Below are 13,360 nucleotides of genomic sequence, written 5' to 3'. Positions count from 1 at the left end.
GGAATAGTGCCAGCAATGAAACAATAAGGCTTCCAAGATTATGGAAGCTTGCCATGCTGTCACGCCCATTCAAACTATCGCTGCGCGTCATTCTGCCGCTGGCCGTCCTGCTCAGCCTGTTCGCCTACATCGTCGTGCCGCTGATGGACAAACTGACCCTGACCTGGTCGGTACGCGATCTCGACAACCGTTCGCAGCTGTTGGCGTCCACGCTGCAACTGCCGCTGCGTGAATACGTCGAGGCCAACGACCGCGAACGCATCAAACGCCTGTTCGACAGCGCGATCCAGGACGAGCGCCTGTTCGCGCTGGCCTACTGCAACAACGACGGCAAGCTGCTGTACAAGACCGCCGCCTACCCGGCCTCGCTGGGTTGCTGGAACAAACCGGTCGACGGTAGCAAGCGCACCTCGATGGTCCAGCAGCCGCGCGGCCCGGTGCACGTGCACGACACACCGATCCAGGACGACGCCACCGTGCTCGGCCGCCTGATCTTGGTGCACGACATGAGCTTCATCGAGCGCCGCAGTGCCGAGACCAAGAAATATGTGCTGAGCTTCTTCGCCTTGCTGGCAGTGGCCATCTCGGCGCTGACGCTGGTGGTGTCGCACCTCAGCTGGCGCGGCTGGCTGGCCGGCCTGAACGATGTGTTGCGCGGTCAGTTGCTGGGCCGTGGCGCGCGCGCGCCGGATGCCGCGCCACCGCCGCCGGAAATGGAACCGCTGATCGGCGAACTGCGCGGCCTGCTGGAGGAATACCATCAGGACCGCCAGAACAGCAGCGGCGAGGCCGGCGCCGACTGGGCGCCAGAAAAACTCAAGTCGCTGCTGCAGCAAGACCTGGCCGGCGACGAGGTGCTAGTGGTGTCCAACCGCGAACCCTATATCCACGACAAGGCTGCGGACGGTGAAATTCGCGTGCGCCGTCCGGCCAGCGGCCTGGTGACCGCCGTCGAGGCGGTGATGCGGGCCTGCTCCGGCACCTGGATCGCCCACGGCGCCGGCAGCGCCGACAAGGAAACCGTCGACCGCAACGATCATGTGCCGGTGCCGCCGGCCAATCCGCGCTACACCTTGCGGCGGGTCTGGCTGAGCAAGGAAGAAGAGCAGGGCTACTACTACGGTTTCGCCAACGAGGGCCTGTGGCCGCTGTGTCACATCGCCCATGTGCGGCCGGTGTTCCGCAGCGCCGACTGGGCCGAATACGTCAAGGTCAACCGCCGCTTCGCCGATGCTGTGATCGCGGAGGCGCGCAGCGACAATCCGGTGGTGCTGGTACAGGACTATCACTTCGCCTTGTTGCCGCGCATGGTGCGCGAGGCGCTGCCGAAAGCCACCATCATTACCTTCTGGCACATCCCTTGGCCCAATTCGGAATCGTTCGGCATCTGCCCGTGGCGCGAAGAGATTTTGGACGGCATGCTGGGCAGCACCATCCTCGGCTTCCACACCCCTTTCCACCGCAAGAACTTCCTCGACACCGTCGACCGCTACCTGGAGACGCGCATCGAACAGGAAGCTTCGACCATCTCTTACGGCGGCGAACTGACGCAGGTGGAGGACTACCCGATCTCGATCGCGTGGCCGGACTACCCCAACATCGCCCCGGTGGAGCAATGCCGCAGCGAAATCCGCGACTATCTCGGCGTGCCGCAAGACCATCTGCTGGCCTTTGGCGTCGACCGCCTCGACTACACCAAGGGCATACTGGAGCGCTTCCAGGCGGTCGAGCGTATGCTGGAGCTGTACCCCGGCATGGTCGGCCATTTCAGCCTGGTGCAGATCGCCGCGCCAAGCCGCTCCGACCTGGAAGAGTACATGAGCTTTGAACAGCGCGTGCGCCGGCTGGCGGCGGCCATCAACGAGCGTTACGCCGGCGCCGGTGCGCTGCCCATCATCCTCAAGATCGAGCATCACGAACAGGAAGACTTGCAACGCTACTTCCGCGCCAGCGAGGTCTGCATGGTGACCAGCCTGCACGACGGCATGAACCTGGTGGCCAAGGAATACATCGCCGCCCGCGACGACGAAGGTGGCGCGCTGGTGCTGAGTCAGTTCACCGGCGCCGCGCGCGAGCTGCACGAGGCGCTGATTATCAATCCCTACCATATCGAACAAGGCGCCGAGGCGCTGTACCGTGGCCTCACCATGCCGGCCAGCGAACAGCGCGAACGCATGCGCGCCATGCGCGACCGGGTACGCCGCTTCAACGTCTACCGCTGGGCTGGCCATATGCTGCTGGATGCGGCACGCTTGCGCAAGCGTGAAAAAGTCATGCAGAAGATCCACGCCCACAGTCGCGGCGGACTGCGGTTGGTGAGCTGACCATGAGCGTCAGCGACTTTACGTTGCCCGACGACTGGCGCGACTGCGCGCTATTCCTCGACTTCGACGGTACCCTGGTCGAGCTGGCGGCCAGCCCCGATACGGTGCTGGTGCCACCTGGCCTGGCACGGCTGCTGGCCGCCGTCGCCGCGCAGCTGGACGGCCGGCTGGCCATCGTCAGCGGCCGTCCGGTGGCGCAGATTGACGCCATGCTGGCGCCATTGACGCTGGCGGCGGCTGGCGTCCACGGCGCCGAACGGCGCGATGCCAACGGCGTCTGGCACTACGCCAGCGCGCCGTCGCTGGAGCCGGCCCTGCCGCATCTGCGGCCGTTGGTGGAAGCCCACCACGGCCTGCTGTTGGAAGAGAAACGCGGCGCCGTGGCGCTGCACTACCGGTTGGCGCCGGCGTTGGAGCCGGCCTGCCTGGGGGCGATGCGCGCGGCGCAGGCGGCCTGTCCCGGCACCGTGCTATTGCACGGGAAAATGGTGCTGGAACTGAAGCCGGCCGACGTCAACAAGGGCACGGCGCTGGCCGAATTCCTGCAAGAGCCGCCATTCAAGGGCCATCGTCCGGTATTCATCGGCGATGACACCACCGACGAAGCGGCCATCATCTACGCCCAGCAACTCGGCGGCATCGGCGTCAAGATCGGCGCTGGCGTCAGCGCCGCCCATCACCGCGTGGCCACGCCGCAGGCGCTACACGCGCTGCTGGCGCAAGCCGCCATCCTGCAAGGAGACTACTCATGACCGCCACTTCCGCCACCGCCTTTCCGGCCGAAGCCTCGCTCAACTGCGGCGTGATCGGCAATTGCTCGTACAACGCGCTGGTCGACCAAAGCGGCAGCATCGTCTGGTGCTGCCTGCCGCGCTTCGACGGCGACCCGGTGTTCAACGCGCTGCTCGACGATACGGAACAGGGCGGCGTCTGGAGCATCGAACTGGAAGACTGCGTCAAGACCGAGCAGTTCTACGATCCCAACACCGCCGTGCTGCGCACCCGGCTGAGCGACGCGCGCGGCGCCGGCATCGAGATCAGCGACTTCGCGCCGCGCTTCACCAGCCGCGACCGCATGTTCCGGCCGCTGATGCTGATCCGCCGCATCCGCCTGCTGAACAGCGCGGTGCGCATCCGCATTAAGCTGCGGCCGCGCTTCAACTGGGGCAAGGAAGCGCCGGTTGTCACCCGTGGCAGCCACCACATCCGCTACGTCGGCGAGGAACAGACGCTGCGCCTGAACACCGACGCCTCGCTCAGCCACCTGTTGTCGGAATCCTGGTTCCTGGTCAACGGCGGCCTGAATTTCACGCTCGGCCCCGACGAAACGCTGAACGACGGCATCGAGGACATCTGCCGCCGCTTCGAAAAAGAGACCATCAACTACTGGCGCGCCTGGAGCCGCCGGCTGGCGCTGCCCTATGAGTGGCAGGATGTGGTGATCCGCGCCGCCATCACGCTCAAGCTGTCGCTGTACGAGGACACCGGCGCCATCATCGCCGCCATGACCACCAGCGTGCCGGAAGCGCCGGGCAGCGCGCGCAACTGGGACTACCGCTACTGCTGGCTGCGCGACGCCTTCTTCGTGGTGCGCGCGCTCAACAGCCTGTCCGAGGTCGGCACCATGGAAGAGTACTTGCGCTGGCTGAGCAACATCGTGGCGCGTTCCAAGGGCGGCCATATCCAGCCGCTGTACGGCATCGGACTGGAGGAGTTGCTGCCGGAATCGACGGTCGACAATCTGCCCGGCTACCGTGGCCACCGCCCGGTACGGGTCGGCAACCAGGCGCAGGAGCACTTCCAGCACGATGTGTATGGCAATGTGGTGCTGGGCGCGGCGCAAGCCTTCCTCGATCACCGTCTGTTGAACCGCGCCGGCGTGGCCGAATTCCGCCACCTGGAAGCGGTGGGCGAACAGGCGTTCCGGGTGCACGACCAGCCGGACGCCGGCATGTGGGAGCTGCGCACCCGCGCCCGCGTCCACACCTCGTCGATGCTGATGAGCTGGGCCGCCTGCGACCGCTTGGCCAAGATCGCGCTGGCGCTGGGTTTGCCCGACCGTCACGAATACTGGCAGCAACGCGCGGAACAGATCCGCGTGCCGCTGCTGCGCGATGCATGGAGCGAGGAGCGTCAGGCGTTCGCCGAAAGCCTGGGCGGGCGCGACCTTGACGCCAGCGTGCTGCTGATGGCCGAGGTCAATTTAATCGACCCGAAAGACCCGCGCTTCATCGCCACCGTCAAGGCGCTGGAGGAAACGCTGTGCGACGGTCCCTATATGCGCCGCTACGAAGCGCCGGACGATTTCGGCAAGCCGGAAACCGCGTTCAACATCTGCACCTTCTGGCGCATCGACGCGCTGGCGCGCATCGGCCGCAAGGACGAGGCGCGCGCCATCTTCGAGACTATGCTGAAGGCCCGCAACCACCTGGGCCTGCTGTCCGAAGACACCCATCCGGTGACCGGTGAAATGTGGGGCAACTTCCCGCAGACTTACTCGATGGTGGGACTGATCAACTGCGCCATGCGGCTGTCGGTGCCGTGGGACAGCGTGGTGTAAGCCTCTGACAGGGCCACCTCACTTCAATAGTGATGGCGGCACGAAATGATGATGAGTTCCTCATCGTGTACTTCGTAGACTAGCCGGTCCGTTTCGTCAATTCGTCTCGACCAGCAGCCGCTAAGACTATGTTTCAATGCTTCAGGTTTGCCCAGACCAGCAAAAGGCTCTCTGGGGGCGGCCTGGATCAGATCGTTAATCCGTCTGAGCGTTTTTCTATCTTGCGTTTGCCAGTAGACATAGCTTTCCCAAGCCTCATCCGTGAACTTCAGGTTGCGCATGTTGTGGCTCCTCTGCGTCGGAAAGGGCGATTAATTCCCGATGCGTCACTTGGCCTGAACGTGCTTGGGCGATGGATTTGGCAAGGTGAGCGGCGTTAGCCGGCGAGCTCAACAGATGTACAGTCTCCATCAGGCTGCTGTAATAATCGAAGGACATGACTACCGCATCTGGCGCATCTCTGCGCGAGATAATGGTTACGTCCGCATCCTCAACAACTTGGTCGATAACAGCTCGAAGGCTGTTGCGCGCTTCAGAAAAGTTGATGATTCTCATTGTTACTCCGGGTATCGTAAACGGCCAAAGTTGTACGATCAATTGTACAAGTTTGAGTGTGTCCCAATTTTTGCGAAGAGCGCAACTTCCGGTCAGCCGGCCTGCCAGCCGCCGCCGAGGGCTTTGTACAGCGATACCGTGGCTTGCAGGCGTTTGAGTTTCAGTATTCCCAGCTCGTTTTGCACGTCCGACAGGCTGCGTTGGGTATCGAGCACGGTCATCAAGTCTTCCGCGCCGGCCTTGTAGCGGATCTCGGATAAATTGAACGCCAGACGGGTTTGTTCCAGTTCCACCTCTTTCAAGCGGCGCTGTTCGTCCAGACTGTTGATTTGGCCCAGCACCGTGTCCACTTCGGCCAGCGCCGCGAGGACGGTTGAGCGATAGGTCTGCACCAGTTCCTGTTTTTGTTCGATCGCGAGATCACGCTCGGTCCGCAGACGTCCACCGTCGAATATCGGCGCCACCAACGAGGCACCGATATTCGTGAACAAGTTCTGGGCGTTGAGCAGCGAGGTCAAGGCACTGCTTTGGGTGCCGGTCGATCCGGTCAGGCGTATGCTGGGAAACAAGGCCGCGCGCGCCACTTCGACGTTGGCGCTGGCGGCCGCCAGCACGGCTTCCGAACGCTGAATATCGGGCCTTCGCGACAGTAGTTCGGAGGGCAGGCCCGCCGTCACTTCGGGCAGGTGGATTGTGCTGAGTCCGCTATCGCTGATCTTGAAGGTTTGCGGCGACTGGCCAAGCAAGATGGCCAGCGCGGATTGCGCTTCGCGCTCCTGCTGCAGTAAAGCGGGGATGGCGGCACGTTGGCTGGCGACAGCGGAACGCTGGCGCGCCAGATCGACCGTGGTGGCGGCGCCAACGCTGCTCTGGGCCTCGACCAGCGACAACACATGTTCCGCGGTCCTGGTGTTCTCGCGCGCCACCTCAAGCCGGTCGTGCAGAGACAGCAGTTGCAGATAAGTCGACACGATGCCGCTGGTCACGGTGAGCGCCACGGTTTGGCGATCGTAGAAGTTAGCCCTGAGCGACGCCTCGGCGGCGGCCACGCCGGCGGCGTTCTTGCCCCAAAAATCGAGTTCGTAAGACACCTGCAACTGTCCGCTCGATGAAACGTTGGCGTTGTGATTGCCGGCAATCGGCAGATCCCGGCTGGCGCCGGCGTAGGCATCGACCGTCGGCAGCAGCGCGACCCCGGCAATCCGCGCCTGCGCCTCCGCCTGACGCACCCGCGACAGCGCTGCGGCCAGTTCCAGGTTGCTTTGCTGGCCCTGGCTGACCAGTTGGCTCAGTTCGGCGCTGCCGAAGCGTTGCCACCAGTGACTGTCCGGCCATTCCTGGCTACCCGGCTTGCCGGCCTGCGACCAGCCGGCCGGCAACGCGACGGCGGGCGCCGGTTCCGCTACGGGAATGGTGTGGGTGCAGCCAGCCAGAAAAACGCCGGCGAGGCAGCCGGCCAGTGACAAGCCGCAGGGCAGGGCGCGCCGTTTCATGGCTTACCCACTGGCGCGGTCGGCTTGGACTGAAGCACCAATGCCGGTGCGGGCACCGGACCGACCAGTACTTGTTCGCCCGCTTCCAGGCCGGACAGCACTTGTACCTGCTGCGCATTGCGCAAGCCGATTTTGACTTTGCGTGCCACGATGCGCCGCTCGGGGTTCACCACCTGGACCTGATACATGCCCGCCGCATCGCGCTGGCCCAGCAAGTTAGCCGGCAGCAGCAACGCATCCTTGGCCTGGGCGACGATGAACTGCACCTGGGTCGTCATGCCGCTCATCAGCTCCTGCTCCGGATTGTCGACCTCGAACAGCACATTGTAAAAAGTCGGCTTGCCTTGCTCGCCGCTGCCCTCGGCGGGCACCAGCAGCACCTGGCGCAGTTTGCCCGACCAGGTGCGGCCGGGATAACCCGGCGTCTGGAAGTTGGCGGTCATGCCGCGCCGCAGGCGGGTCACATCCACCTCCGCCACCCGCGCCTGGACGGTCATTTGCGACAGATCGGCAATCCGCATCAAGGGCTGGCCCGCTTGGCCGACGCTCACCGTTTGCCCGGCGCGCGCATTCAGCGCCACCACGGTGCCCGACAGCGGCGCCACCAGCTGCGTGTTGTGGCTGCTTTCTTCGTCGGACTTCAGCGTCACCTCCAGCTGCTGGATCTGGGCGTTGATGGCGTCGATCCGGGCGCGCGCCGTAGAAGCCCCCATGCGACTCGACTCAAAGGCGTCTTCGCGGGTGGCATTTTGTGCTTTGAGCAAGGTCTGACGCTTAAACTGCGACTCGGCGTAGTCGGTCTGGGCCTGCTGGTCCGCCAGTTCGGCGCGCAGCCGCGCCATTTGTGCGCGATTAGTTTCCAGCTGATTGGCGCGGATCGCAGGCGAAATCTCCATCACCAGCTTGCCTTCCTGCACCGTGTCGCCGATCGCAAACAGCACGTTCTTGATCTGGCCGGCGACTTGGACATTCACATCCGCAAAGCGGTGGAATTGTAATTTGCCTACCGCGTCGACCGTTTGCTGCAGCTCGCCGCGCTGCACCGTTACCGTATCGAGCTTGACCTCCGTGGCCGGTGCCTTCGGTGCGTCCAGAGCTTGCGCAAAGGAAATATCGGCGTTGAGCGCCAGCATGAGCGCCGCCGCCACCAGGCGGGCAGGTTGACGGCAGCCGTTTTTATCGTCGTTCATCGGTTTTACATCGTTAAAAACAGCTGCCATTTTAGCGCATTCAGGCGCTTTTCTATTTACCCATCTGTCTTACTCCGGCCGGGGGAATTGTGTCATGCGCTTAGCCGCGACCGCGCACGAATTGCAGCGCGGTCTCCGCCACGCGCGCGCCGAGGTGTTCGGCGGTGCGCAAGTCAGACTGCGATGGCGCCACGTCCGCGCCCTGATCCGCGTTCGATTGCGCGGCCGCACCCAGGAAGAAGCCGAGACGGTTCAAGTCTTCTTCCGAGCCCTTGCTGGAATTGTTGCCGGGAGGGAGGCCCAGGCTGACCCAGTGCATGCCGTGCTGGGCGGCGAAAATCGCGATCTGCTGCAGGCTGGCCAGCTTGTCGCCGGAGCGCGAGGCCGAATTGGTGAAGCCTGCGGCCAGCTTGTTGCGCCAGGTGCCGCCAGCCGCGAACACGGTCTTGGAGGTGGCATCCTGGAACGCTTTGAACTGGGCCGACGGGCCACCCATATAGGTCGGGGCGCCGAAAATGATGGCGTCGGCTTGTTCCAGTTCAGCCCAGGGCGCGTCTTCGCCGTTGACGGCATACAGGCGGGCGGTCACGCCGTCGACCCGCGCGGCGCCATTGCTGACGGCTTCCGCCTGGCGCGCGGTGTGTCCATAACCCGAGTGATACACCACGGCGACGATTGCTTTGCTCATTTTTTGCTCCTGAAGTGATTGTTGACCCGCTAGCATAGGATGACGTCCGCCTAATTGTTACGCTAGATAGGGGGTGTCACTCCTCTTCCGGAAGGCTGGTTGCGCGCAGTTGCAGGGCCGGCGAGACGGCGTCGAGGAATTCAATGCGGCGCTCGGCGGCCAGGCGGCCGGGCAGCTCGCGTTCGAAGTCGGCGCGATAGTGGCGCGGCAAGTGATGTTGCAGGAAGTATTCGCGATCGCAGCTCCAGCTTTCATACACCACCAGCGTGTTGGGATCGTTTTGCGAACGATGCAGGGTGCACTCGATGAAGTCCGGTTCGTGCGACATATCGGTCAATACCTGGCGCACGCCGGCTTCCAGCTCCGCATAGCGTTCCGGTTTGGCGGGCAGGTGCACGATGAAGGTTAAACGGGATGGGGTAGGCATGATGACTCCTTAAGTTACGCGGCGAAGCCACCGTCGATCAGCAGGTCGGCGCCGGTGATGAACCCAGCTTCCGGGCCGGCCAGATAGGCCACCATCGCCGCGATCTCGTCGGCATGGCCGTGGCGCGGGATCGCCATCAGGCCGTGCAGGGCGGCGGCGAAATCACCGTTGGCCGGATTCATGTCGGTATCGATCGGACCAGGCGACACGTTGTTGACCGTGATGCCGCGCGCGCCCAGGTCGCGCGCCAGGCCTTTGACCAGGCCGGTCAGCGCGGCTTTGCTCATGGCGTAGGCGGCACCGCCGGCGAACGGCATGCGCTGGGCATTGGTGCTGCCGATGTTGATGATGCGGCCGCCATCTTTCATATGGGCGGCGGCGGCTTTGCTTGCGACGAAGACGGCGCGGACGTTGACCGCCACGGTTTGGTCGAAATCGGCCAGCGAGAACTGGTCGACCGACCCCATAAGCAGTATTCCGGCGCTGTTCAGCAGGATATCCAGGCGGCCGAATTGGGCGGCGACGCCGTCGATGGCTTGGGTCAGCGCCGTGGCGTCCGTGGCGTCGGCTTTGACGGCGATGGCGGTGCCGCCGCTGGCTTTGATTTCCTCTACCAGCGCTTCGGCGGCGCTGGCCGACGAGGCATAGCCGATGGCGACCGTAGCGCCTTCGCGTGCCAGGCGGCGGGCGCTGGCGGCGCCGATGCCGCGCGAACCACCGTTGATGAAAGCGACTTTACCGTTCAGATTGGAGCTCATGATGTGTTCCCTTACGAAGTGGTTGGTTGATGAACACAGTATGGTCGCACCATTACCCGAGCGGTAGCCGGTAATTCGCATATTCAGTTTCAACCATTGGTATCAAATAAAGTTCGGTTGGTTGAGGGTTTATTTGGCGCCGTTGCTGAGTGGCCAGAGCCCGACGCCGTTACCACCGCTGTGCTTGATGCGGTACATGGAACGGTCGGCTTTGAGCAGCAGCGTGCGCGCATCCTGGCCATCGCGCGGGTGGATGGCGACGCCGATGCTGGCGCTGATGGTGACGCGATGGCTCTGCAGGGTGAAGGGCCGGCTCAGCGCCGCCAGCAGTTTCGCCGCCAGCGCTTCCGCCATGCTGGCTTCCGGCAGGTCGATCAACAACACCGCAAATTCATCGCCACCGAAACGCGCGATATGGTCGCCGGTGCGCACCGCGTTGCGCAGCCGGTGGGCGACCGCCGCCAGCAGCAGATCGCCGACGTCGTGCCCCAGCTGGTCGTTGACCGGCTTGAAATGATCGAGGTCGATAAACAGCGTGGCCAGCGTGCGCGGACTGTGCCGGGCATGGCCGATGGCGCTGGCCAATTCCTTGCGGAACTTGCTACGGTTCAGCAAGCCGGTTAAATCATCGTGGTCCGCCAGGTGCTGGATGTGTTCGCTGTGCTGGGTGCGCTGTGTGATGTCATGCCGTATCACGAAGAAATGCGTGATCACGCCGTCATCGTCAAACAGCGGGGTGATGAATTCCTCGACCGTATAGCGGCTGCCGTTGCGATGCGCGCCGATCACTTCATTGTGCAATTCGTGGCCGCGCTGCAATGCGCGCCAGGCGCGCGCATAGTCGCTGCTGTCGCGCTTGCCATCGCGCAGGATCGGCGCCTGCCTGCCCAGCAGTTCGTGCTCGGCGTCGCCGCTGAAGGCGACAAACGCGTGGTTGACCCAGATGATCTTGCCATGGGCGTCGGCCAGCAGCGCTGGCGTTCCGGTGGCGGCAAGCGCCTTGGCCAGCAATGGCTGCTGTGCGACCGCTTGGGTAGGGATAAATGGCAGCATGGTTTGCCTTCCATTGTGATCCATTGAAATCAGCATCGTGCCCTGTCCTCCAGATAAGATTTTTGCTGATTGTCACTTCGCGGCTATTCGCCGGTTTTCGGGTCATGTGACGGCGTGAACGGCATGGTGCAGGTCGGCTGATAGCGGGTTAACTGGTCGTAGATCACCATGACCTTGATGGCGGCCTGGGCGATCTGCGCGTCGTTGAGGGCGCGCACCAGCGTGGCACCGGTGGGGGCGGTTGCCGGTGCGGTCCAGCTTTTGCCGACGAGGTGAAGCAAGGCGTCAAATTCCGCCCGCACTTCCTGCGGAATTTCTTTGCGCTTCATGTGCAGCATGTCGGCGCTACAGGCGTGAGCCAGACGCTCCCGCTGGTCGCCGGGGCCAGCCAGGTGCTTCATCGCTCTACTGAATGTGATCCAGGCGGTGGACATGATGGCGCGTCAATCCGGTGAATGGCGTTGGCGCGGCATTCGCTTTAAGGTCAGCAGCACCTGCCGGTCATGAATGCAGACGGTACGGTGGTTGATGCTGATCAAGCCATCTTCTTCCAATGCGAGCAGGGCGCGGGTGGCGGTCTCCTGCGCCATGCCCAGGTAACTGCCCATGTCGCCGCGCGACATCGGCAGATTGAAGACGTTGCGCGCGTAGCCCATGCTGGCGAAGCGTTCCGACCAGTCCAGCAGGAAGCGGCCGATTCTGGCTTTGGCGCTCAAGCCACGGCGCTTGCTCACCGACAGTTCGCGCGCCAGCTCGCCGGCCATGACCAGGCACATGCTCCGGCTCAGACCGACGCAGTCGCGGCTGAGCAGGGCCAGGGTGTCGAGCGGAATGACGACCAGTTCGCAATCCGTCAACGCCGTCACGTCGACCGTATGGTGGCCGGAGGCGATGCCTTCAACCCCGACCAGCGAGGCGCGCATGGGAAAGCCGACCACCGGCGGGCGCTTGGCGTCGGCAGTCAGTGTGGCTTTCAGAAAACCGGTCTTGACGGCGTAAAGCTGCAGGCACGGCTGACCAGTCTGATAAAGCTGCTGATCGCGGCGCAGCCGCACGTGATGAAACCGGAAGTGGTGGTGGTGGCGTATGTCGGCGCTGATGTTGAGTAGTGTGCACAGCTCGGTCAGCGACGAGGAATGCAGAGGAGCTGCTGGCGCTGGCGCCACAGGCGGGGGTTCGTCCGCGCTGGACTTCGCATCTAAAAAAAGTTCCTGCATAGAAAACATTGACATCTCCTGATATTAAACAAACTCGCGGAATACCGGATACCGCAATCGGGCACTAAATGAATGACCATGAGAACGACGATGTTGAATACGGGGAAAAATTAAGTAAGGAAAAAAGCAGCAGTGTCAATAGGACAATGCTTAATTAGAGTATCAGACTGATCTGCAAATTACCGGAAGTTGCGAGTCTTTCTGATAATTCTCATGATAAAAGTCACAACGAATGCAATATATCGTGCACGGTTCCGTGTCAAAACTACAATCTTGTAAGTAATTAACTATCAAAAGGGAGTTTTCGATATGATATTTAGCTGTTCAGTGGATGATGGCCATCCCGCCGATATGCGGCTGGCGCAATATCTGGCGCGGCACGGAGTCAACGCGACGTTTTATCTCCCCATTAATAATGTGGAGGGATGGCCGGTATTGCAGGGCGCCCAGATGCGCGAGCTGGCGCAGGGATTTGAGATCGGCTCGCATACCCATGACCATTGTTTTTTGAACCGTCTGGATGATCAGCAGGCGCGGTTCCAGATCCAGCAGGGCAAGCGTGCGCTGGAGCAAATCCTCGGGCGTGGGGTGACGGGCTTCTGTTATCCCGGCGGGAAGTACCGGCCGGTGCACCTGCAAATGGTGCGGGCGGCGGGTTTTCACTATGCGCGCACCACCCGCAATCTGCATTTGGACCCCGGTCCCGGCCGCTTTGAACTGGCGACCAGCTGTCAGTTCTATGCGCACGGCCGCGCGGTCTATCTGCGCAACTTCCTGCGCGGTGGCCACTGGATGCGGCGCGCGCCGTTATTGTTGGATGGCTTGCGGCGGCGGCAATGGCAAGGCCGGCTGCACGCCATGCTGGACCAGGCGCTGGCGCGCGGCGGCGTATTCCATTTGTGGTTGCACAGTATCGATATCGAGCAGATGGCGGCTTGGGACGCGCTGGATGGTTTCCTGCGCCATGTGGCCGGTGCCGTGTCGCCCGCCCAGCGCTGGACCAATGCGCAATTGGCGGCGCATTATTTTTCTGACTAAATTTTCATTTAGTTATTATTAATTTTTGAATACCGCTTTTTAAGCGCGGGAGAAATA

14 protein-coding genes are annotated in these 13,360 nt (G+C 62.7%); 4 read left to right on the top strand and 10 right to left on the bottom strand.

Features of this window, described 5'->3' with window-relative positions; all coding sequences use genetic code 11:
- The first annotated feature begins 53 nt into the window (after nt 1-53).
- Genes GJ699_RS08250 through GJ699_RS08240 form a run of 3 tightly spaced genes read left to right on the top strand, consistent with a single transcriptional unit; the run spans nt 54 to nt 4,884 of the window.
- Nucleotides 54-2,324 (top strand): alpha,alpha-trehalose-phosphate synthase (UDP-forming), encoded by a 2,271-nt coding sequence (locus GJ699_RS08250; protein ID WP_154374934.1) that lies wholly within the window; start codon nt 54-56, stop codon nt 2,322-2,324.
- A 2-nt stretch (nt 2,325-2,326) separates the two neighbouring features.
- A complete protein-coding gene (otsB, locus tag GJ699_RS08245) occupies nt 2,327-3,076 on the top strand; it encodes a trehalose-phosphatase (protein WP_154374931.1) in 750 nt (249 codons plus the stop codon).
- Nucleotides 3,073-4,884, top strand: coding sequence for a glycoside hydrolase family 15 protein (locus GJ699_RS08240; RefSeq protein ID WP_154374929.1), 1,812 nt, complete (start codon nt 3,073-3,075; stop codon nt 4,882-4,884). The genes otsB and GJ699_RS08240 overlap by 4 nt, the downstream gene beginning before the upstream one ends.
- A 23-nt stretch (nt 4,885-4,907) precedes the next feature.
- Here the strand turns inward: GJ699_RS08240 and GJ699_RS08235 are convergent, their stop codons facing one another.
- From GJ699_RS08235 to GJ699_RS08190, 10 genes are all read right to left on the bottom strand, one after another.
- On the bottom strand, nt 4,908-5,165 hold the full coding sequence (locus GJ699_RS08235; RefSeq protein WP_154374927.1) for a Txe/YoeB family addiction module toxin: 258 nt from the start codon (nt 5,163-5,165) through the stop codon (nt 4,908-4,910).
- Nucleotides 5,140-5,439, bottom strand: a complete 300-nt coding sequence (locus GJ699_RS08230) for a type II toxin-antitoxin system Phd/YefM family antitoxin (RefSeq protein WP_154374925.1) — start codon at nt 5,437-5,439, stop codon at nt 5,140-5,142. The genes GJ699_RS08235 and GJ699_RS08230 overlap by 26 nt, the downstream gene beginning before the upstream one ends.
- A 92-nt stretch (nt 5,440-5,531) precedes the next feature.
- Nucleotides 5,532-6,932: an efflux transporter outer membrane subunit gene (locus tag GJ699_RS08225; RefSeq protein WP_154374923.1), complete on the bottom strand. Its 1,401-nt coding sequence runs from the start codon at nt 6,930-6,932 to the stop codon at nt 5,532-5,534.
- Nucleotides 6,929-8,122 carry an efflux RND transporter periplasmic adaptor subunit gene (locus GJ699_RS08220; protein WP_229261994.1) on the bottom strand — a complete coding sequence of 398 codons (1,194 nt, stop codon included), beginning with the start codon at nt 8,120-8,122 and terminating at the stop codon, nt 6,929-6,931. Before GJ699_RS08220 ends, GJ699_RS08225 begins: the two co-directional genes overlap by 4 nt.
- Nucleotides 8,123-8,222: 100 nt before the next feature.
- Nucleotides 8,223-8,810, bottom strand: a complete 588-nt coding sequence (locus GJ699_RS08215; RefSeq protein WP_154374921.1) for a flavodoxin family protein — start codon at nt 8,808-8,810, stop codon at nt 8,223-8,225.
- A gap of 76 nt (nt 8,811-8,886) precedes the next feature.
- Nucleotides 8,887-9,237, bottom strand: a complete 351-nt coding sequence (locus GJ699_RS08210) for a putative quinol monooxygenase (RefSeq protein ID WP_154374919.1) — start codon at nt 9,235-9,237, stop codon at nt 8,887-8,889.
- A 14-nt stretch (nt 9,238-9,251) separates the two neighbouring features.
- A complete protein-coding gene (locus GJ699_RS08205) occupies nt 9,252-9,995 on the bottom strand; it encodes an SDR family oxidoreductase (RefSeq protein ID WP_154374917.1) in 744 nt (247 codons plus the stop codon).
- Between the two features lie 129 nt (nt 9,996-10,124).
- On the bottom strand, nt 10,125-11,048 hold the full coding sequence (locus tag GJ699_RS08200; RefSeq protein WP_195763494.1) for a sensor domain-containing diguanylate cyclase: 924 nt from the start codon (nt 11,046-11,048) through the stop codon (nt 10,125-10,127).
- A gap of 83 nt (nt 11,049-11,131) precedes the next feature.
- The gene (locus GJ699_RS08195; RefSeq protein ID WP_154374913.1) at nt 11,132-11,449 is read right to left on the bottom strand and encodes a hypothetical protein; all 318 of its coding nucleotides are present in this window, start codon (nt 11,447-11,449) and stop codon (nt 11,132-11,134) included.
- A gap of 42 nt (nt 11,450-11,491) precedes the next feature.
- Nucleotides 11,492-12,274, bottom strand: coding sequence for a Crp/Fnr family transcriptional regulator (locus GJ699_RS08190; protein ID WP_195763493.1), 783 nt, complete (start codon nt 12,272-12,274; stop codon nt 11,492-11,494).
- A 300-nt stretch (nt 12,275-12,574) separates the two neighbouring features.
- Between GJ699_RS08190 and GJ699_RS08185 the strand changes: the two genes are divergently transcribed.
- On the top strand, nt 12,575-13,303 hold the full coding sequence (locus GJ699_RS08185) for a polysaccharide deacetylase family protein (protein WP_154374909.1): 729 nt from the start codon (nt 12,575-12,577) through the stop codon (nt 13,301-13,303).
- Nucleotides 13,304-13,360: the final 57 nt, after the last annotated feature.

Source organism: Duganella guangzhouensis (assembly GCF_009674535.1).
GTDB classification, from domain to species: Bacteria; Pseudomonadota; Gammaproteobacteria; order Burkholderiales; family Burkholderiaceae_D; genus Rugamonas; species Rugamonas guangzhouensis.
Note: the sequence above shows the minus strand (reverse complement) of the source record. Positions and strands in the feature narration are given on the sequence as shown.